The organism is Flavobacterium taihuense (assembly GCF_019351435.1).
GTDB lineage: Bacteria > Bacteroidota > Bacteroidia > Flavobacteriales > Flavobacteriaceae > Flavobacterium > Flavobacterium taihuense.
The window spans coordinates 306,011-326,243 of sequence record NZ_JAHWYN010000003.1; the positions used below are offsets into that span (position 1 = coordinate 306,011).

Annotated in this window: 19 protein-coding genes; 5 read left to right on the plus strand and 14 right to left on the minus strand. The window is 36.0% G+C overall.

Going from position 1 to position 20,233, the window contains the following annotated elements; genetic code table 11:
* Nucleotides 1-50: 50 nt before the first annotated feature.
* Nucleotides 51-1,361, plus strand: coding sequence for a ribosome biogenesis GTPase Der (der, locus tag KZH69_RS04805; protein ID WP_219316320.1), 1,311 nt, complete (start codon nt 51-53; stop codon nt 1,359-1,361).
* Between the two features lie 60 nt (nt 1,362-1,421).
* Here der and KZH69_RS04810 read toward each other — a convergent pair whose 3' ends face one another.
* The 14 genes from KZH69_RS04810 to KZH69_RS04875 all read right to left on the minus strand — a co-directional run bounded on the left by KZH69_RS04810 (nt 1,422) and on the right by KZH69_RS04875 (nt 14,474).
* Entirely contained in the window at nt 1,422-1,652 is a 231-nt protein-coding gene (locus KZH69_RS04810; RefSeq protein ID WP_219316321.1) for a hypothetical protein, read from the minus strand.
* A 121-nt stretch (nt 1,653-1,773) separates the two neighbouring features.
* Complete coding sequence (locus KZH69_RS04815; protein WP_219316322.1) at nt 1,774-2,943, minus strand: chromate transporter; 1,170 nt, start codon at nt 2,941-2,943, stop codon at nt 1,774-1,776.
* 111 nt (nt 2,944-3,054) lie between these two features.
* The gene (locus tag KZH69_RS04820) at nt 3,055-3,810 is read right to left on the minus strand and encodes a DUF2490 domain-containing protein (protein WP_219316323.1); all 756 of its coding nucleotides are present in this window, start codon (nt 3,808-3,810) and stop codon (nt 3,055-3,057) included.
* A 71-nt stretch (nt 3,811-3,881) separates the two neighbouring features.
* Nucleotides 3,882-4,643, minus strand: a complete 762-nt coding sequence (gene pstB, locus KZH69_RS04825; RefSeq protein WP_219316324.1) for a phosphate ABC transporter ATP-binding protein PstB — start codon at nt 4,641-4,643, stop codon at nt 3,882-3,884.
* Complete coding sequence (pstA, locus tag KZH69_RS04830) at nt 4,640-5,479, minus strand: phosphate ABC transporter permease PstA (RefSeq protein WP_219316325.1); 840 nt, start codon at nt 5,477-5,479, stop codon at nt 4,640-4,642. Before pstA ends, pstB begins: the two co-directional genes overlap by 4 nt.
* An 11-nt stretch (nt 5,480-5,490) precedes the next feature.
* A complete protein-coding gene (gene pstC / locus KZH69_RS04835; RefSeq protein ID WP_219316326.1) occupies nt 5,491-6,384 on the minus strand; it encodes a phosphate ABC transporter permease subunit PstC in 894 nt (297 codons plus the stop codon).
* Between the two features lie 97 nt (nt 6,385-6,481).
* A complete protein-coding gene (locus tag KZH69_RS04840) occupies nt 6,482-7,429 on the minus strand; it encodes a PstS family phosphate ABC transporter substrate-binding protein (RefSeq protein WP_219316327.1) in 948 nt (315 codons plus the stop codon).
* Nucleotides 7,430-7,513: 84 nt separating this feature from the next.
* Complete coding sequence (locus KZH69_RS04845; protein ID WP_219316328.1) at nt 7,514-10,087, minus strand: TonB-dependent receptor; 2,574 nt, start codon at nt 10,085-10,087, stop codon at nt 7,514-7,516.
* A gap of 254 nt (nt 10,088-10,341) precedes the next feature.
* Entirely contained in the window at nt 10,342-10,755 is a 414-nt protein-coding gene (locus tag KZH69_RS04850) for an RrF2 family transcriptional regulator (protein ID WP_111411322.1), read from the minus strand.
* A 341-nt stretch (nt 10,756-11,096) separates the two neighbouring features.
* A complete protein-coding gene (locus KZH69_RS04855; RefSeq protein WP_219316329.1) occupies nt 11,097-11,930 on the minus strand; it encodes a TPM domain-containing protein in 834 nt (277 codons plus the stop codon).
* A 3-nt stretch (nt 11,931-11,933) separates the two neighbouring features.
* On the minus strand, nt 11,934-12,371 hold the full coding sequence (locus KZH69_RS04860) for a TPM domain-containing protein (RefSeq protein ID WP_219316330.1): 438 nt from the start codon (nt 12,369-12,371) through the stop codon (nt 11,934-11,936).
* Between the two features lie 44 nt (nt 12,372-12,415).
* A complete protein-coding gene (locus KZH69_RS04865) occupies nt 12,416-13,003 on the minus strand; it encodes a LemA family protein (RefSeq protein WP_219316331.1) in 588 nt (195 codons plus the stop codon).
* A gap of 44 nt (nt 13,004-13,047) precedes the next feature.
* Nucleotides 13,048-13,380, minus strand: coding sequence for a MerR family transcriptional regulator (locus KZH69_RS04870; RefSeq protein WP_116795990.1), 333 nt, complete (start codon nt 13,378-13,380; stop codon nt 13,048-13,050).
* A gap of 116 nt (nt 13,381-13,496) precedes the next feature.
* Entirely contained in the window at nt 13,497-14,474 is a 978-nt protein-coding gene (locus KZH69_RS04875) for a M23 family metallopeptidase (protein WP_219316332.1), read from the minus strand.
* 405 nt (nt 14,475-14,879) lie between these two features.
* On the opposite strand from KZH69_RS04875, the gene alaS reads away from it, so the two are divergent.
* The 4 genes from alaS to KZH69_RS04895 all read left to right on the plus strand — a co-directional run bounded on the left by alaS (nt 14,880) and on the right by KZH69_RS04895 (nt 20,171).
* A complete protein-coding gene (alaS, locus tag KZH69_RS04880; RefSeq protein ID WP_219316333.1) occupies nt 14,880-17,510 on the plus strand; it encodes an alanine--tRNA ligase in 2,631 nt (876 codons plus the stop codon).
* 178 nt (nt 17,511-17,688) lie between these two features.
* Nucleotides 17,689-18,486, plus strand: a complete 798-nt coding sequence (locus KZH69_RS04885; protein WP_219316334.1) for a hypothetical protein — start codon at nt 17,689-17,691, stop codon at nt 18,484-18,486.
* A gap of 90 nt (nt 18,487-18,576) precedes the next feature.
* Complete coding sequence (locus tag KZH69_RS04890; protein WP_219316335.1) at nt 18,577-19,548, plus strand: GSCFA domain-containing protein; 972 nt, start codon at nt 18,577-18,579, stop codon at nt 19,546-19,548.
* A 2-nt stretch (nt 19,549-19,550) separates the two neighbouring features.
* Nucleotides 19,551-20,171: a DUF4230 domain-containing protein gene (locus KZH69_RS04895; RefSeq protein WP_219316336.1), complete on the plus strand. Its 621-nt coding sequence runs from the start codon at nt 19,551-19,553 to the stop codon at nt 20,169-20,171.
* Nucleotides 20,172-20,233 lie beyond the last annotated feature (62 nt).

The window sequence follows — 20,233 nt, forward strand, 5'->3', positions numbered from 1 at the left end:
CCGAAACTGGAAAGCAGTATTCGGGAGAAATAAATATTTGAATTTATATTATGAACAATATTGTTGCGATAGTAGGAAGACCTAATGTAGGGAAATCAACCCTTTTTAATAGGCTGATACAAAGAAGAGAAGCTATTGTAGATTCGGTTTCTGGAGTTACCAGAGATAGAAACTACGGTAAAAGCGAGTGGAACGGAAAAGAGTTTTCTGTGATTGATACGGGAGGATACGTTCGTGGATCGGATGATGTTTTTGAAGGTGAGATACGTAAACAAGTAGAATTGGCTATCGATGAAGCCGATGTTATTATATTTGTTGTAGATGTTGAAGAGGGAATTACCCCGATGGATGATGTTGTTGCCCGCTTGTTGCGTAAAGTGACTAAGCCAGTTTTATTGGCGGTAAACAAGGTGGATAATGCCATGCGTGAAAAAGACGCTCTTGAGTTTTATAATCTTGGTTTAGGTGAATATTTTACTTTTGCCAGTATTTCTGGTAGTGGAACAGGAGATTTATTGGATGCTTTAATTGAAGCTTTTCCAGTGAAACCAGAACCAGTTCAAGAAGAGGTCGTTTTGCCTCGTTTTGCTGTAGTGGGTCGCCCTAATGCAGGTAAATCAAGTTTTATCAATGCGTTAATTGGTAAAGAACGTTTTATGGTAACTGATATTGCGGGAACTACCCGTGATGCTATTGATACAAAATTTGACCGTTTTGGTTTTGAATTCAACTTGGTAGATACGGCTGGAATTCGTCGTAAAGCGAAAGTGAAGGAAGATTTGGAATTTTACTCCGTAATGCGTTCGGTACGTGCCATTGAGCATGCTGATATTTGTATTTTGGTGATTGATGCCACTCGTGGATTTGAAGGTCAGGATCAAAGTATTTTTTGGTTGGCAGAGAAAAACAGAAAAGGGGTTGTAATCCTTGTGAATAAATGGGATTTGGTTGAAAAAGATACCATGTCAACCCGAGATTATGAAGAGAAAATCAAAAAAGAATTAATGCCGTTTACGGATGTGCCTATTCTTTTCGTTTCGGCTTTGACTAAACAGCGTTTATTGAAAGCATTGGAAGCTACAGTTCAGGTTTATGAAAACAGACAGCAACGTATTCCGACTTCAAAATTTAATGAATTCATGTTGAAAGTGATAGAGGCCTATCCGCCACCGGCAACCAAAGGGAAATATGTGAAAATTAAATATTGTATGCAGTTACCAACACCAACACCTCAGTTTGTTTTTTTTGCCAATATGCCGCAATATGTTAAGGAACCTTACAAACGTTACCTTGAAAATAAGATTAGAGAAAACTGGGATTTCTCAGGAGTTCCAATTGATATTTATATTAGAGAGAAATAAAAATAGAGAGTCCCGAATTTATCGGGACTTTTTTTTGCCTTGATCTGAAAATACGATTTCTTAGTGTACAAAATTTTTCTTAGAGTTATCACGATACCAATCCTTAAATTTTTTATTTGTTTTGTATTCTTCATCGTGCAGTACTGTAAAGATTAAAAGCAATAGTAGACTCACACCGATAAAATACAAACCCATTAAAACTGGAAAAAATAGTTTTGTTTGGCATAGTGCAGCAAAAACAACAAGGTAAATTGTGGTTAACCACGTCAGTTTAATTGCAAAATTTTTCATGACCTTAACTTTTCTATTAAAGTTACGGTCTATTTTTACAAAATTTAGTTAATTGGTGAATAATCTATTCTTAAAATTGGATTGATAAATTGTAGAATTTAAGAGCACTTTTTTTATTAAATTATATCAGTTTGAGTAAAATACCCAATAACGCAGCAATTCCTATTATTTGTGGTTCTTGTATTTTTTTGACATATATCAAAATGAGAACTGTACCTGTTGCAATTAATGCTGTGGGAATGTCTACAATGGTTCGGAGGGAAATTACAATTACGGCACCCACCAAAGCGCCAATAACCCCAGCAGTTATTCCTTCTACAAATGCTTTGATACTTTTGTTTTGTGATATTCTCTTAAAATATGGGGCAGGAATTACCGTGAATAAATAACAAGGCAGAAAAACGCCCAAAGCAGCAATAGTGGCTCCAGAAGCTCCTGCGACCAAATATCCAATGAAACCGACGGTTATTACAACAGGGCCAGGAGTAATCATCGCTACCGCTACCGCATCGACAAATTGATTTTCGGTCAGCCATCCATGTTCTGCAACTACTCCAGCGTGCAGAAAAGGAACAATGGCCAATCCGCTGCCAAAAACAAAGGCTCCAGCTTTGATAAAAAACCAGGCTAAGTCACCTAATTTTCCAAGTTCTATAGAAGAGAATCCTGCAGTTGTTAAGAGAAAGAAGGAAAAAGTTTTAGGACGTTTAATCCATTCGGGGGGTGCCTTTACGATCATATAGATAAAACCCAAAGCAACAAACAGCAGCAGTTCTTCTTGTTGTGTTACAGCCGTAAGTAGAGTGGCTAAGATGTAAAAGATCCAAAGTAACCAATTACTCTTAATAGCAGGAATTTCAAATTTACTAATCGATTTGACTGTCAATTTATAGGAACTCAAAACAATAATTCCAATTACAGCCGCGCTTATGCCATAAAATATGGCTTGCATCCACGGTAATCCGCCGTATGCCTGGTAGGCAATACCTAATAAAACGACCATTATAAAAGAGGGAATTACAAAGGCTAAGCCCGATAAGGTTGCGCCTAAAACGCCAAAGTGTACAAAGCCAATATAAATTCCCAATTGGGCAGCTAAAGGACCAGGAGCTAATTGTGACAATGCTAGTCCTTCTTTGAAGTCGGAATCATTAATCCATTTTCTGTGTTCGACCAAGTCGCGATGCATGTAACCAACTAATGCCACAGGACCACCAAAGCCTGTTGTTCCTAACTTTAGAAAATATTTTAATAGATTAATTAAAGTGTAATTAATTTTTTCAGTACTCATGTTTTTTTTTTTTTTTGGAATGACTTGATTTTTATTAAATTACATTATAATTTCCAAAATAAACAATCAAAAAACAGAGTAAGTCAACTTTGTTTTTGGTTCATCAGAGCCTTAATTAGTCTGTACTTTATGTTTTTCTTTTAGTTTTATTTTATGGAAAAAGGTAAACCTGATAATATCTCTGTCAAAATAATCAACACCACTTGGTCGTTGTTGGAAACTGTTTAAATAGCCCAATTCTAAAGCAATATTTTTGTTTACACCGTATTGCAATGCGGCATAAATTCTGTTTTGGTCAAATGTGTTTTTGACAACATTTTCACCGCCATTAATCATCAATTCATCATATACAATTGCTTTCAAATACTGACTTTCCTTTTTCCAGCACGAGTATTCCCCTTGAAGACGGTATCTGAATCTCCAATAGAAAGTGGTCCCCGGGAGTAATTCCTGTTTATCGGAATTATGTATAAATCGCTCTTCTACTTGAACCCGTTGATTCAGTGTTATCTTTCCGTATTCTTGTTTCCAAGTGATGTCCTGTTGTCCTCTGTATTCCGGTATTCTAAAATCATAAGTGACTTCAGGAACTTGGGTGGCTACAGAGAAATAAGCATATCCGGCACCAACTTCCACATCTTTGTTGATCTTATAACGCCCTTGAATCCGCATTTCATATAAATTTTCTTCTACAGGATTCATGAAAATCCTATTGTCAAATTCAGTATGAATGGACCATTTGTTGTTTATTGTCAATTGGTTGTAATAGCGTGTCCAAAGTAAACTTTGATGATCTACATTTTTTTCGGTTTGTGCTCTGGAGACAAAACAGACCAGTAAAAGGCAAAAGATTCTGATGGTTTTCATGAAGGTTATTTTCGGTTTTTGGCAAATGTACATAAACGCTATAATTTATATAGAATTTAATTTTTCTGCGGTTAAACCAAAAAACCTTTTACATAATCTTTGGTCAGTTTTTCTTTTGGATTCAAAAGCACTTCTTCGGTAGGGCCAAATTCTATAATCTCTCCCATATATACAAAACCAATATAATCAGACACTCTTCGGGCTTGGCGCAAAATGTGTGTCACCAAAACAATCGTGTATTTATCTTTTAATTGCATAAATAATTCCTCAATGGCTTGGGTCGAAATAGGATCTAATGCCGATGTGGGCTCGTCTCCCAAAATGATTTCGGGTTCAATTGCAAGTCCTCTGGCCAAACACAATCGTTGCTGCTGTCCGATGGATAATCGGGTAGCAGGCGATTTAAGTCTGTCTTTTACTTCATCCCAAAGGTTAACGCCACGAAGGTATTTTTCTACGATTTCGTCTAATTCTTTTTTACTGTTATTTCCGTGAACGCGTTGCCCATAAGCAATATTGTCATAGATATTCATTGGCAGCGGAAAAGGCCTTTGCGACAGTAGACCCATCTTTTTTCGAATATGGGTTACTTCCACTTTTGGGTCGTAAATGTTTTCTCCGTCTACTAAAACTTTACCGTTTACACGCACATCATTTTGACGGTCGAGTAATCGGTTCATGGTTTTAAGCAATGTTGTCTTTCCACAACCCGATGGACCTATTAACGAGGTCACTTTCTTGTCTGGAATGTCAAGATTAATGTTCTTTAAAATATGGTTTTCACCAATGTGAACATTTAAATTTTGGATACTTATGTGTGGCTGAATAATCATATTTTATTTTTTGAAAGATTTTTGCTGGCTATTTTTGCAACAATGTTGATAATTAAAACAATAATGGTAAGGATAACTGCTGCTGCATATGCTCTATTTTGAACCTCTTGAATAGGACTGCTCAATTGGAAAAATATGGACAGTGGCAAAGTTGCAGCAGGTTGATCGAGTGAAGTTGGGATGCTATCGGTAAAGCCTGCTGTAAAAAGTACACAGGCAGCATCGCCAATAGCTCTTCCGAAGGACAGTAATATTGCGGTTATAATCCCGGGAATGGATTGGCGCAAGATGATTTTTGCCGTTTCATATCGAGTTCCCCCAAGGGCAAAAACGGCATTGCTCATATCTTCTGGCACTACCCGAACAACTTCGTCTATGGCTCGAACCAGTATTGGAATTATCATTAATGTTACCGTAATAATTCCTGCCAATAAAGAGGTTTTTAGTCCCATATAGACCATAATGGCAAACCCAAATGCGCCATATACAATTGATGGAATCCCAAACAGGATGTCATAGCTCAATCGGGTAATCGAAGCCAAAGTTGCATTTCTTTTGGCATACACATTAATATAAATAACAATGGGTAGGCTGATTAAAAGTCCCAATAAAGTAGAGCCAATTGTGATGTAAATCGAACCCACTATGGCATTCAAGATTCCACCTCCTTTTCCAATATAAAAACCACCTTCCGGAATTTTGGAAACCATATCCCAACTCAAGGAACCAATACCTTTTGAAAAAATGGTGTATAATATCATGAACAAGGTACTGCTAATCATGATAGTGCTTAATATCATCAAAACTTTGAATATGTTTTCTTCTATTTTTCTCATTTTGATACCTGTTAGTTGTTTCTTTTTTCGATTCTATATAAAATAATTCTCGACACTGCATTGAATAAGAAGATAATGGCGAATAGGAGCAGTGCAGCAAACATCAATGCCGAATCGTACATAGGGATGGACATCATTTCTCCATAATTATTTGCGATAAGTGCTGGTAGGGGATAAGCTGAATCGAATAGACTATGTGGAACTTGTGCCAAATTTCCGCAAACCATCAAAACAGCTATGGTTTCCCCAAAAGCTCTGGAAATAGCGAGTACAACAGCGGCTACAATTCCATCAAAAGATTTGCGAAGAACTACTTTTTTTACGGTTTGCCATTGCGTAGCACCCAATGATAAAGAAGCATTCCGTAAATCCTGTGGCACATTATCAAACACCTCAATTACAATGCTGATAATAAGAGGGAAAATCATTATTGCCAAAACGATTCCTCCCGCCAAAACAGAATAACCTGTTGTGAATTCTACGAAATGTGGTGCTATTTTATCCTGAATCAAAGGGATAATTACCAAGACTCCCCAAACACCATAAAGTACAGGCGGTATCCCCGATAATAATTCTATTAAAGGTAAAACCAATTTTCGTACTCTAATGTGAGCATATTCCGAAAGGTAAATGGCTGTTAACATCGATAAAGGCAAAGCAATTATAATAGCAATTGCGGTTACCCAAAGTGTGCCAACAATAAAAGGATAAAATCCGAAGGCTTCTTTGAAAGGTTTCCATTCGGATGAGAATAATAAATTATAAAGAGATGTACTGTTTAAAATGGGTATTGATTTGTAGAATAATCCTAATGCAATCAACACAACTGTAGAAATAGACAAGAGGGTAAGCACCAGGAATATTTTACTGATGAATTGGTCTTTGAGCAATCTTATATTTTTCATTTAATTATAGTAAACCACCCTATCAAAAACTGTTTTTAAACCCCTCATGGTTTTCAGTTATTGTTTTAGAGTGGATGTTTTATTTATTGGAAGAGTATTACTTTACCTTCTCTAGTTCTTTTTTTAGTTTTTCTTTTGAAAGCTTGATGTATCCCGCTTCCGAAACAAATTTTTGGCCATCGGTAAGTATGTATTTTATAAAAGCTTTGACAACGGCATTGTTTGGTTTTCCAGTGGTTACAAAATATAAATCTCTTGCAGGCGGTGAAGGGTATTTTCCAGAGACAATGGCGGCAATCAATTGGTCTATGTCATTGTAAAAGTTTTCATCGGGATCTAATTTTCCATTATTGTTAAGATCAATTGGAACTGCAACTATTCCATTGGTCGGTTTGTTGGTTTTATTGTCATAGATATAAACGATGTTATTAAAACCTAATCCTGAAGGATCTCTTTGTACCGCTTGTGCCAATCCAGGATCACCAAATACGGCAACTCCTTGTAAGTCTTCTTGTTTTTTGCCAAAATAACTTGCCCAAGTTTCAGCAGCTCCAGCGGCATCAGATCTTGTGTAGACATGAATTGGAGCAGTGCTTTTGAATCCCAAAGTATTCCAAGTTTTGTATTTACCGGTGATAAAAATATTGTTGAAGGCTTCCTTTTTCACACCTTTTTGGTATAATACTTTTTTATAGGGGCTTGTTGCGCTTATGGTTGGAATTACTGCATCTTTGGTAACAGCTACGGCAAAAGCTCCTTTTTTGTATTCAGCGGCATTAAGTTCGCGTGATACTAATCCAATATCGGTTACTTTGGATAAAACATCCGTTATTCCTTTTCCGGCACCACCAGCCTGAATATCAATTTTAACTTTTGGGTGGGCTTTTTTAAATTCTTCTGCCCATTTTACAGTAATAGGATATAATGCAAATGCTCCAGAAATACTGATGTTTCCAGATAAATCTTGTGCCGAAACTTTATTGGTTGTTAAGTTTGCTATTATTAAGACTACTAGTGTTAATAATATTTTTTTGTGTGTTTTCATTTTGTATGTCTTGTTTTTTTAATATTAATCACAAAGTTAACTTGGCGATTATGTCAAATTAACTTTGCGATTTTTAATGATTTATTACAGAGAATACTTTAGTGTAATACCATAAGTGATTTGATCTCCTAATACTGCTGCGTATTGTCCTGAATTTCCTCCGGCAGGCAACAACTGTTCGTAATAATTTTTATTTAAAAGGTTGCGTCCCCAAAAGTGAACAGATAATCCTTCGGAAGCGCGGAATCCTATGCGACCATTAAAAATTGCATAGCCAGGAACCACTAAATACGTCGAAGCAGATGGGCTTGATGAGAACTCTGAACGGGCATAACCATCTAGAGCTATAAAGAATTTTCCTGCGTTAGCAAAGAATTTTCCTTTTTTTGTATATTCGCCGCTTAAGGTTCCTGCCCATTTTGAAACTCCAGGTAAATTAGAACCTGATACATCTTTAAATGACACTGCAGAACCAGTTTCTTCAAGTGGTAGAGGGGCGTTTGTAAATTTAACATACTTACCGTCGCTATAAGTTCCAGCTCCGTAGAAGTTGAAATGCTTGTTAAGAATAAAACTGAAATCTAGTTCAACACCTTGTACACGCACTTCATCAGCATTAGCAAGATAACCGCGGTTTACTCCCAATTCAGCAGCCTGAACATTGGTTTGGAAATCTTTGATGTTTGTGTTATAGTATGTCAAGTTCAATATTGAATTTGCAACTGGAGAAGTTTTTACTCCAAATTCATAATGCGTAACATCTTCTGGCTTCACTGTTGCAAGATCACCTAAAGTTTGTCCCGCAGGCGGAGTAGGAAGTCCTGCTACATTCACTCCAATAGGTTTGTAGCTTTTTGCAAAAGTTCCATAAGCATTGATTTTCTCAGATGCTTTGTATGATACGGTTATATTTCCAGAGAAGTCAGTATCATCATTATCTGATGAGAAGTTTTGATCTGTATAAACTTTCTTTTTCAACGCAATTAATGCTGGATCAGTGGTTTGAAGTCCTCCGTATGTTTTACGGTCATAATCTGCATCTTTCTTGTCATAATTGTATCTTAAACCTGGTAATACGTGTAAACGCTCTGTTACAGCCCAGTCTAATTGACCAAATACCGCCGCACTAGTTGAATGTATTTGAGCATCTGTATGAATTCCATATCCTTCAAAAAGGCCTGGGGTTTTCCACAATGCAGTATTTGCTGGAGTAAATGAGTCCTGAGCAAATCTCCATTGTGCGTTACCGGATTCCTCTGTACCTTTTGTTTTTGATGTCTGGTCAATATAAAACACTCCAGCAACACCGCTTATTTCAGATGTAATCTGACCTGCGTAACGTACCTCTTGAGTAAATTGAGTTTGTCTCGATGGATTTTGTGATTTTGCAAGTTGTTGCAAACCTGTGAAATCTCTGTCATTAGATGGATCCCAAGTCCAGAATCTCCATGCAGTAGTTGAGGTCAAGGTTCCGTTTCCAATTTTCGTGTCCACATTAAGCGATCCTCCTCCCAAATCCTGTCCTGAACGCCATGGGGTGTCATGGTCTATTTTACGATCGAAAGCATTTAAGCTTGGAAGTTGGTAGTTTAAATCAGAAATAATTGCGTTAAATTGACGTTGTGGAACTCTATTTGTTGGAGCAACACCTGCAATTACTTGAGCATATCCGTCATTATGCTGTGTTGTGATATCTCCTGCTAACGTAATGTTTGTGTTTTCTGTTGGAGTAAAAAGCAATTGACCTCTAATACCTTGATTGTTTAGAGTATTTGTCGGCTTTCCTGTTCTAATATTATCGATAATACCATCACGTTGCGTACCCGAAAATGACAATCTACCAGCAATTTTTTTACTCAAAGCTCCAGTAACCGAAGCCTTGGCTTGAAGATATGCATAGTTACCGTAACTCACTTCGAAGTCTGCACCCGAGTTGAAGCTTGGTTTGCGGGAAGTTATGTTAAAAGCACCTGAAGTTGTGTTTTTACCAAACAAAGTTCCTTGCGGTCCACGTAATACTTCAATTCTTTCTACATCGATAAAATCTAGAGTAGTTGCTGCAGGACGGGCATAATACACACCGTCAACATAGAAACCAACTCCTGGATCGATACCGTCATTGGTTAGACCAAATGGTGATCCAAGACCACGAATATTAATTCCGGTGTTTCTTGGGTTTGAAGAATAAAGCTGTACAGATGGAACCAATTCTTTTATGCGGTTCACGTTGAAAGCGCCTGTTTGTTCAGCTTGCTTGCCCGTAACGACAGATACTGCGATAGGAATATCTTGTGCTTTTTCTATTCTACGTCTTGATGTTACTACTACCTCAGATAATACTTTTTCTTCGCCAGTGCTAATAGTTATTTGTAAAGGTTTAGCAACAGTTGGCAGTTCGTTTATTTTAATTTCTTTGGTTGTGTAACCTAAGTATTGTACAATTATTGTAAATGGAAGTGTTTTGGCTTCAATGCTAAAATTACCATTAGCATCAGTAGTTGATGAATTAGTAGTTCCTTTGAGAACTATATTAACGCCTTCTATAGGGGAGTCTTGATCGTTTTTTACAACTCCTTGTAAAAGGTTTTGACCATATGAAGTCGAGAAAATTAGTAAAAAGAATAAACTTGAAATTGTTTTTATATATATAATTCTCATTATTTTGTATATTATATGTAATTAGTAGAATTTAAAATAAATTTTTTTAAGGGTCTAGCACATACACATACACATCACTTGAGTGATATTTTTTTCAATAGTTGAAAGAATTGTTATCTTATTTGTTTTTTTGACTTCAATTTTTTTGTTTGTAATTGTTTGCATAAAGATAAATTTGATTGTTAATCATACGTTAATTTGATGCAAATATATAATTAATTCTATAAAGTTAGTATAGTTTAAAATATATTTTTTTATTTTTTCACCAATGAGGCAATTGTAATGCCTTGCATTGCTTTCAAAGTTTCGTCTCTAATGGTCATCAATCCGTGTCGTAATAGGCATTCCGACTCGCTTACACAATCAGAGCAACGCTCATAAAAATTTAATGAAGCACAAGGAAGTAATGCAATTGCACCATCAAATAGTCGATGGATATCGGCTAAAGTGATCGTTTCTTTGTCTTTTAAAAGATAATAACCGCCATATTTTCCTTGCTTGCTACCTACAAAATGACCTCTTTTTAAATCCAAAAGTATTTGTTCCAAAAACTTTTTAGGGATAGAGGCACCTTCAGCTATTTCAATGGTTCTTGAAATGTGGTTTTCATCTTGTTGGGCTAAATATAGAAGCGCTTTAAGGGCATATTTGGTTTTATGTGAAAGCATTCTGGATGATTATTTTTTATAATGGATATAAAATTGAATGGATTCTTTTCAATGAATACATTTATAAGTCAAATATAGACTTTTTTTTAATTTTTAAAAACTTAATTTTTTTGCAAAAAAAACTAATCCTAGAAGTTTCTTGGATTATAAAGAGTAAAGTCTTTTTTGCTAAGGAGCTTTGTTCAGCCATCCGCTATATCTTTCTTGTCTCGTTTGAAGAAGAGACAAGAAAGGATGTCGCCTCTGTCTAGGTTACGGGATTAGTTTTCAAAACAAAAAAATGTATTTCAAAAGCAAAAAAAGAGAGCCCTTACTGAACTCTCTATTATATTTACATGTTTTTACCAGCTTCCGCTAGATCCTCCACCTGAGAATCCGCCGCCGCCAAAACCTCCACCGAAGCCTCCGCCTCCACCTCCGAAACCGCCTCCAGACGATCCACCACCAAAACCACCTCCACCACCTCTTCCGAGGCTGCTTAGTATAATGACGTCGAGTAGGCTAGGGCCAATGCCTCCGCCACGGTTTCCGGAATTTCCGCTTCCGCCTCCTTTATTCCTTGAAAACAAAAACAAAACGATAACTACAATAACAATGATTGGGAAAATTGGAAAGCTTTTTCCTTTGGTTTGTTTGCGTTCGCCTTTGTATTTGCCTTTAAAGACATCAATAATGGCAGTGGTACCTTTGTCTAAACCTTGGTAATAACTACCGGCTTTAAACTCAGGAATGATAATGTTTCGAATTATTTCTCCACCAGTACCAGCGGTTAATCGGTCTTCTAAACCGTAACCGGGGTTAATGGCTATTTTTCTTTCGTTTTTGGCCAAAAGTATAATAACCCCATTGTCATCTTTGGCTGTTCCTCCTATTCCCCATGTTTGACCCCATTTAGTGGCCAGTTGACTAACATCTTCGTTTTTTAGACTTTCGATAGTAATCACAACAATTTGGGTAGTTGTAGAATCAGAATATTTGATGAGTTTTTCTTCGAGTTGTGCTTTTTCCTCTGGACTTAAAACATTCGCATAGTCATAAACCGAAGTTTGAAAACTAGGTTTCTCCGGAATTGTAAATTGTGAGAAGATAGTATTGCTTGACAAAAGCACAAAAAGTAAAAAAGCGAATTTAAAAATTCCTTTGGAATTTGAGTTTTTCTTTGTTGGAATTTTCATTAGTTATCCTTTTGATATTTCGTTTGATAATTCGTTGGTGTCGCCTTCTTGCCACGGAAAATGTTTTTTTAGCTCTTCTCCGGCTTTCAAAATACCGTCGATTAATCCTTGTTTAAAATTTCCTTGTTTGAAATGGGCAACCATAACATCGCGGGTACTGTCCCAAAATGTATTGGTAACAATATCGTTAATGCCTTTATCGCCACAAATCACAAAGGTTTTATCCTCGACAGCCAAATAGAATAAAACACCATTTTGTAATTCGGTTTCATCCATTTTTAATTCGTGAAAAACTTCCAAGGCGCGATCATAGGCATCCAGTGAAGTTGTTTTTTCTAAATGGACTCTAATTTCGCCAGAAGTGTTTTTTTCGGCTATTCGAATAGCTTCCACAATTTCCTGTTCGTCTTCTTTGCTTAAAAAATCTTCTACTTTTGACATCATACAGTTTTTTAAAACCCCGCCGTGGCGGGGTTAGGATTTTATTAGAATTTTACTTCAACAGGTTTTTCTGCACCAGTTACAGCTTGGAAATATGCTTTTTCTTTAAAGCCAAACATCCCCGCAAACAAAGAGTTAGGAAAGGTTTTGATATGCGTATTGTATGGCATAACCGCTTCGTTAAAACGAGTTCTTGCTGTCAAGATTTGATTCTCAGTGCTGGCCAATTCGTCTTGTAATTTCAAGAAATTTGCATTTGCTTTCAATTCAGGGTAACGTTCTACAGATACCAATAATCTAGACAAAGAGCTGCTCACACCACTTTGAGCCGAATTGAAGGCTGTTAATTGTTCCGGTGTAATGTTTGTAGGGTCAACTGTTACTGCAGTAGCTTTAGCACGAGCTTCGATTACCGCTGTTAAAGTGCTTTTCTCAAAATCGGCGGCTCCTTTAACTGTATTTACTAGATTCCCGATAAGGTCATTTCTTCTTTGGTAAGCTGTTTGTACATCACCCCATGATTGTTCAACGGTTTGACTTAGCGTTACTGCTGTGTTGTTAATTCCTTTAACCCAGCTGTAGATTCCAATGATTACTACTGCTACTATAATCCAAGGCAAAAATCTTTTCATGTTTGTTTAATTTAGAGTTTGTTTGTTGTTTTAATTTATTCTTTTTATAATTCGTTTTTAATGCTAATTAACTGCATTTTTATGGTTTCTAATTTACTGATAATTTCAAATTTATCCATTGTTTTCTTTTGGCCTTCTTTTAAATGGGTTTTGGCTCCTTCGAGAGTAAATCCTCTTTCTTTGACCAAATGATAAATAAGTTGTAGGTTCTTGATGTCTTCTGGTGTGAACATTCGGTTTCCTTTGGCATTTTTCTTTGGTTTCAGAATATCGAATTCACTGTCCCAAAAACGAATCAAGGAAGCGTTTACATCAAATGCTTTGGCGACTTCGCCTATGCTGTAGTATCTTTTATCTGGTGATAATTCTATGTGCATTTTATTTTTAGTTTTTATTTGTCGGTTTTTAGTTGTTAGCTATCTACACTTACCTAATTGCTTTTACTTTCACTTTTAGTTTATATTCTTTCATCTTTGCTCTTTCTTCTAAATTTCTAATCTAACGATTGATTTTCTTGGTTAGCAATTTTTGAAATAGCAACGTATTCCACTGCCGAAATATTGCCGTAATAAAAATTTAAAGGATTTACTACTTTTCCATTTTTATGTACTTCATAATGTAAATGTGGTGCTTCGGAACGTCCTGTGCTGCCTACATATCCTATAATATCTCCCCGTTTTACCAACTTGCCGGGTCTGCAATTGTATTTGCTTAAATGAGCGTATAATGTTTCGTACCCATAGCCGTGTCTTAGTACAACGTGGTTTCCAAAACCTGAAGCGGTATTATCAGCTCTTGCTACAACTCCATCGCCTGTGGCGAAGATTGGGGTTCCCGTTTTGGCTGTAAAATCCATACCCTCGTGCATTTTCCTAGCTTTGGTAAACGGATCTGATCGGTAGCCAAAACCTGATGCCATATGTTTTAAATTTTCATTTTTCACGGGCTGTATCGCCGGAATTGCCGAAAGCAGTTTGCTTTTTGCTTTAGCCAATTTTACAATTTCGTCCAATGATTTGGATTGGATTGCCAGTTCTTTGCTCAAAGCATCTACCCTTTCGGTGGTGCTGGTTACTAATTTTGAATTGTTATAGCCTTGTAAAGCAGCATAACGGTTTATTTTGGAATAGCCTGCTTTTCGTTCTTCTTCCGGAATAGCGGCGGTATTGAAATATACACGGTACAAATTGTTGTCCCTATCCTCAATGTCTTCGATTACATCATCTACTTCATCCATTTTTTTGTTTAAAATGGCATAGTTTAATTTTAAATTTTCTATTTCCCTTGCTTGCAAACGGTCTTTTGGTGTGTCAAAATACGGGGTGTTTAGTAATATGATGAAGGTCAAAAATCCAAAAATAGCCGATGCTAATAAAAACAGAACGGCAAAGCCAACTTTTCTTCTCTTTCTGATTTTTATTTTGCGATAAGCCAGATTTACAGAATCGTAATAATATTTTACTTTCGCCATATTTTAAAATACCCTATTTTTGCAAATTAGTTAAAAGGTAAGTCGAACAAATTTAATAAATGTTTCAGTTGTTCTGCTGTTTTTTTTAATAATAAATAAATGGTTGCCTGTCTTTATGAATATTATGAAGAACTAAAGGGTTGAGGTTCTTACTCCTTTACTTTTTAAGGATTGGATATGTCATTTAGAATGTAGCTCTTTATATATCGAGTTCGCGTGAGGGATAGAAGCTAGCTACCAAAGTAGCGCGAATAGCCCGACAGCATTAGGAAAAGGAGCCTAATACCCGGTTGCTGAATTTGGCTCCTTTTTCTAATGGGGTCACGCCCAAAGGATGATAAAAAATAGGTTTTAGATAAAATAATAAATAATAATTCAACGAATTACTGAATATATACAGCAAAAATGAAATCACAAGACGTACGTAAACAATTTTTAGATTTTTTTGAAAGTAAAGGGCATTTAATTGTTCCATCGGCTCCGATTGTTCTTAAGGATGATCCAACCTTGATGTTTAACAACTCGGGAATGGCGCAGTTTAAAGAATATTTTTTAGGCCTTGGAACTCCAAAAAGCAAGAGAATTGCCGATACGCAAAAATGTCTTCGTGTTTCCGGAAAGCATAATGACCTAGAGGAAGTGGGGATTGATACCTATCACCACACGATGTTTGAGATGTTGGGAAACTGGTCTTTTGGTGATTATTTTAAGAAAGAGGCGATTCACTGGGCATGGGAATTGTTGACAGAAGTGTATAAAATCCCGAAAGACATTCTGTATGTTTCGGTTTTTGAAGGGAATCCTGATGAGAATGTGCCTTTTGATCAGGAGGCTTGGGATATTTGGAAAACGTTGATTGACGAAGACCGAATTATTCTGGGAAACAAAAAAGATAATTTCTGGGAAATGGGTGACCAAGGACCTTGTGGACCTTGTTCTGAAATTCACGTTGATATTCGTTCTGCTGAAGAAAAAGCTTTGGTTTCTGGAAAATCTTTAGTCAATAACGATCACCCGCACGTGGTGGAGATTTGGAACAATGTATTTATGGAGTTCAATCGTAAAGCCGATGGTTCTCTAGAGAAATTGCCTGCTCAACACGTGGATACAGGAATGGGATTTGAGCGTCTTTGTATGGTTTTGCAAGGAGTTCAGTCGAATTATGACACCGACGTTTTTACACCGCTAATCAGAGAAATTGAAACGATTACCGGAACTAAATATACAATTAAAGCGAAAGACGAAGCCGAAGAAAAAGTAAATATTGCGATTCGGGTAATTGCGGATCACGTGCGTGCGGTAGCTTTTGCCATTGCCGACGGTCAGTTGCCATCAAATACGGGAGCGGGTTATGTAATTCGTAGAATTTTACGTCGTGCGATTCGTTACGGTTTTACTTTCTTGGATACCAAAGAGCCTTTTATTTACCGATTGGTGGAAACGTTAAGTACGCAAATGAGCGGTTCTTTTCCAGAAATCCGTTCGCAAAAAGCATTGTGTTCGAACGTGATTCGTGAAGAAGAAAGTTCTTTCTTGAGAACATTGGATCAAGGATTGGTTTTGCTGGATGCGGTGATTAACACCAATTCTGGTAAAATAATTGATGGTAAAAAAGCATTTGAATTGTATGATACTTATGGTTTTCCAATCGATTTAACAGCTTTGATCCTGTCTGAAAAAGGGTTGGAATTGGACGAAAAAGGTTTCCAAGAGCAATTGCAATTGCAAAAAGAACGTTCTCGTGCGGCTTCTAAAGTTACTGCCGGAGACTGGAATGTTTTGGTTGAAGATGACGTTCAGGAATTTGTGGGTTACGACCGATTGAAACACCAAGTAAGAATCACTAAATACCGCAGGGTTGACAGTGTAAAAGATGGCGAAATTTATCAGTTGGTTTTCAATTCTACCCCATTTTATGGTGAAAGCGGAGGACAAACGGGTGATAAAGGATATTTGGAAGCTCAAAATGGTGATATCATCTATATTATTGATACCAAAAAGGAAAATAATCAAACGGTTCATTTGACTAAATCGTTGCCTACTAACTTGACTGATAGTTTTACAGCCATAGTAGATGAGCATCAAAGAGCCAGAACATCGTCTAATCATACAGCAACGCACTTGTTGCACCAAGGTTTGCGAAAAGTATTGGGAACTCATATTGAGCAAAAAGGGTCAATGGTTCGTTCAGCTTCTTTGCGTTTTGACTTCTCTCATTTTTCTAAAGTAACCGATGATGAAATTAAAGAAGTAGAGGATTTTGTGAATGCTAGAATTCGTGAAAGTTTGCCTTTGATTGAAAAAAGAGCGATTCCAAAAGACCAAGCGATTGAAGAAGGCGCGATAGCGTTGTTTGGAGAGAAATATGGTGATTTAGTTCGAATGATCAAGTATGGTGATTCGGTTGAATTATGCGGAGGAACACACGTTCCCAACACAAGTGATATTTGGCATTTCAAAATTACTTCTGAAGGTGCTGTTGCTGCGGGAATAAGACGTATTGAGGCGATTACCAGCGATGCGGCTAAAGACTTTTTTGAATCTCAATTGCATTCTTTTTATGAAATCAAAGAAGTGTTGAAAAATGCTGTTGATCCCGTAAAAGCGATTCAAACACTGCAAGATGAAAACACTTCCCTTAAAAAACAATTGGAGGTTTTATTGAAAGATAAAGCTAAAAATATGAAAGGCGAATTGGCTAAGGAATTGCAAGAAATCAATGGAATTCAATTCCTTGCCAAACAAGTTGATCTAAGTCCAGAAGGCGCCAAAGACTTGGCTTATGAATTGGGAACTATAGGAACGAATATGTTTTTGGTTTTGGCTACAGCCGATGCAGGAAAACCAACTTTGTCCTGCTACATTTCTAAAGAATTGGTTGCCGATAGAAAACTAAACGCAGGTCAAGTGGTTCGCGAATTAGGGAAATATATACAAGGTGGAGGAGGAGGACAGCCGTTCTTCGCTACCGCTGGAGGAAAAAATACTGATGGAATCGCTGAGGCTTTGGAGAAAGCGGTTGAGTTTGTGAAATAATTTAGTTATTATAAGTAACCTATTTTTTTTAGTAAATAGATTGTTAATTATATCCCAAGTGAGTTGGTCATTAACTCGCTTGGGATTTTTTTTGTTAAAATAAACTCAAAATATTTTGGCTTGATAGTCATGATTTCTTATATATTTGCGGATATATTAATACATAATTTATTAAAAAATGAAAAAAAATTTATGTCTTTTTAGTGCTTTGACTTTAGTGCTAATTTCATCTTGTTCAACTGATGATTCATCTTCGGATTCAGACAATAATTTTGTGTTACCTAAAACAATAACTATGACTTTTCCTGATTTTTCATCTGATAATAGCAGAGAGATAATAACTTATGATGGAAATAAGATTTTAACTTCGGTAGATGAGGATTCAAAAACTGTTTTTACTTATGATGGAAATTTTATAGTTAAGCAGGTGAAATTTGATTTAGATGATAAAGGAAATGGGGTTAAAAATGCTGAGGTCTTGTATACTTATGAAAATGGAAAACTAAAAACAAGAACACTAAAAGAAGAGTTTTCCACTGAATATCCAAATGGGCAATATATTTACAAAACAGTTTATACGCATAATTCGGATAATCAAGTTACATATGTGTATTATGTGGTAGATTCTAAAACAAATATAGAAGTAAAAGATCATCAAGGGGTTTTAAATTACAAAGATGGAAATCTTGTAAAAGAAGAGTTTATTGTTACAAATGATCAACGCAACATCAGGTCTTATGAGTATGATAATAAAAATGATCCACTCAAAAATATTTTAGGTTTTAACTTATTGTTAAATGAGGTTAATTGTGGAAATAATAATATTATAAAAACCATTAGTGGTGACAGTTCATTTTTAAATACATTTGTTTATATCCGCAATTATATTTACGGTGATAATGGGTATCCTACAAAAGTGACATCCTATACAAGTGATGGAAAAACAATAGAATATATAACTGAATACACTTATTAATTGTTAGTTTCATTTTAGTATGAGCCAGATGTTCAAGCATCTGGTTTTTTTATTGCTAAAAAATGTCGAAATTTACACGAAATAGTAAAGATGCAATTCACGACTCCAATACCCATTCCTAAAAATTCATACCCAATAGACTATTCCTCTAAAATAGTCTCATTGGGTTCTTGTTTTGCTGAAAATATGGGAGACAAATTCCAATACTTTAAATTCCAAAGTACAATCAATCCATTTGGAATTATCTTCAATCCGGTCTCTATCGAAAGGATTATTGATCGAGTCGTTAATGAGGTTTTATTTACCGAGGATGATGTTTTTTTTCACAATGAGCGCTGGCATTGTTTTGAGGTACATTCGGATTTAAGTCATTCGGATAAAGATAAATTCTTGGCGAACTTGAATCAAATTTTGACGGAGACCAAAAAACAATTGCAGGAAGTAACACATATCATTATTACCTACGGAACTTCTTGGGTATATCGAAATATTGAAAAAAATACTATTGTCGCTAATTGTCATAAAGTGCCTCAAAAACAATTTGCCAAAGAATTACTAACTGTTGCAACTATCCAGGAAAGTATTGAAAACACCATGTGCTTGATTGAAAAGATCAACCCAAATTGCAATTTCATTTTTACCGTTTCTCCTATACGACACCTCAAAGATGGTTTTGTTGAAAATCAAAGAAGTAAATCTCATTTGATTACCGCAATCCACAATCTGCTCCCGATAGCTATTGGGACTGAAATCTGCAATCTAAAATCTGCAATCTACTTCCCTTCCTACGAAATCATGATGGACGAACTTCGGGACTATCGTTTCTATGCCGAAGATATGATACATCCAAGTCAAGTGGCAATTGATTATATTTGGGAACAATTTAAGAAAAGTACTATTGCAGAAACGGCTTATGATACAATGGAAATTGTAGAAAGTATTCAAAAAAGCTTGGAACACCGTCCTTTTAATCCAAATTCCGAAAGCCATAAAAAATTCGAATCCAAATTGAAGGAAAAAATCACTAAATTAGTTGCTCAGTATTCATTTATGAAATTTTAATTATGCTAAAGAAAATTATAGTTGGAGCGGTTCTAGTTGTTATCATAATTTTGGCATTCAAATTTTGTGAATTCAAAAAGGGAGATGATTCAACATTAGATTACAATACCAATTTGATTCAGCAACAAATCGTGAATGTTGGTAAATTGGTGGTTACCGAAGGGCATTTTTCGGAAGTAGTGACCTATAAAAATCAGCAGAAATACATGATGGATATGCTTTCGTTTGAGAAAAAAGCATTGATAATCGTTAATGCCGATGTTACCGTATCATACGATTTGCACCAAATGAAATACGATATTGACGAAGCCAATAAAACCATCACAATTCTAAGCATTCCAAAAGAAGAAATAAAAATAAGCCCTGACATCAAATTTTATGATGTCGAGCAAAGCCAAATGAATCCGTTTACTGGAGATGATTACAACAAGATCAACAAATCGGTAAAAGCTAATTTAGCTAAGAAAATAGAAAAATCATCCTTGAAATCCAATGCCCAAAACCGTTTGATAAGTGAGTTATCGAAGATTTTGATTCTGACCAATACGATGGGATGGAAGCTGCAATACGATGGAAAAGTGATCGAAAATGAAAAGGATTTTGCTACAAAAGTAAAACTATAGAACTTTTTTTAACTTTATAAAGAGTAACTAAATTAGTATGCTTCAACTTAATAATTTAGACA

What these genes read in the sequence shown, in the direction of transcription:
- der (WP_219316320.1), top strand. Translation starts at nt 51, where the DNA reads ATGAACAATATTGTTGCGATAGTAGGAAGACCTAATGTAGGGAAATCA.
- KZH69_RS04810 (WP_219316321.1), bottom strand. Translation starts at nt 1,652, where the DNA reads ATGAAAAATTTTGCAATTAAACTGACGTGGTTAACCACAATTTACCTT.
- KZH69_RS04815 (WP_219316322.1), bottom strand. Translation starts at nt 2,943, where the DNA reads ATGAGTACTGAAAAAATTAATTACACTTTAATTAATCTATTAAAATAT.
- KZH69_RS04820 (WP_219316323.1), bottom strand. Translation starts at nt 3,810, where the DNA reads ATGAAAACCATCAGAATCTTTTGCCTTTTACTGGTCTGTTTTGTCTCC.
- pstB (WP_219316324.1), bottom strand. Translation starts at nt 4,643, where the DNA reads ATGATTATTCAGCCACACATAAGTATCCAAAATTTAAATGTTCACATT.
- pstA (WP_219316325.1), bottom strand. Translation starts at nt 5,479, where the DNA reads ATGAGAAAAATAGAAGAAAACATATTCAAAGTTTTGATGATATTAAGC.
- pstC (WP_219316326.1), bottom strand. Translation starts at nt 6,384, where the DNA reads ATGAAAAATATAAGATTGCTCAAAGACCAATTCATCAGTAAAATATTC.
- KZH69_RS04840 (WP_219316327.1), bottom strand. Translation starts at nt 7,429, where the DNA reads ATGAAAACACACAAAAAAATATTATTAACACTAGTAGTCTTAATAATA.
- KZH69_RS04845 (WP_219316328.1), bottom strand. Translation starts at nt 10,087, where the DNA reads ATGAGAATTATATATATAAAAACAATTTCAAGTTTATTCTTTTTACTA.
- KZH69_RS04850 (WP_111411322.1), bottom strand. Translation starts at nt 10,755, where the DNA reads ATGCTTTCACATAAAACCAAATATGCCCTTAAAGCGCTTCTATATTTA.
- KZH69_RS04855 (WP_219316329.1), bottom strand. Translation starts at nt 11,930, where the DNA reads ATGAAAATTCCAACAAAGAAAAACTCAAATTCCAAAGGAATTTTTAAA.
- KZH69_RS04860 (WP_219316330.1), bottom strand. Translation starts at nt 12,371, where the DNA reads ATGTCAAAAGTAGAAGATTTTTTAAGCAAAGAAGACGAACAGGAAATT.
- KZH69_RS04865 (WP_219316331.1), bottom strand. Translation starts at nt 13,003, where the DNA reads ATGAAAAGATTTTTGCCTTGGATTATAGTAGCAGTAGTAATCATTGGA.
- KZH69_RS04870 (WP_116795990.1), bottom strand. Translation starts at nt 13,380, where the DNA reads ATGCACATAGAATTATCACCAGATAAAAGATACTACAGCATAGGCGAA.
- KZH69_RS04875 (WP_219316332.1), bottom strand. Translation starts at nt 14,474, where the DNA reads ATGGCGAAAGTAAAATATTATTACGATTCTGTAAATCTGGCTTATCGC.
- alaS (WP_219316333.1), top strand. Translation starts at nt 14,880, where the DNA reads ATGAAATCACAAGACGTACGTAAACAATTTTTAGATTTTTTTGAAAGT.
- KZH69_RS04885 (WP_219316334.1), top strand. Translation starts at nt 17,689, where the DNA reads ATGAAAAAAAATTTATGTCTTTTTAGTGCTTTGACTTTAGTGCTAATT.
- KZH69_RS04890 (WP_219316335.1), top strand. Translation starts at nt 18,577, where the DNA reads ATGCAATTCACGACTCCAATACCCATTCCTAAAAATTCATACCCAATA.
- KZH69_RS04895 (WP_219316336.1), top strand. Translation starts at nt 19,551, where the DNA reads ATGCTAAAGAAAATTATAGTTGGAGCGGTTCTAGTTGTTATCATAATT.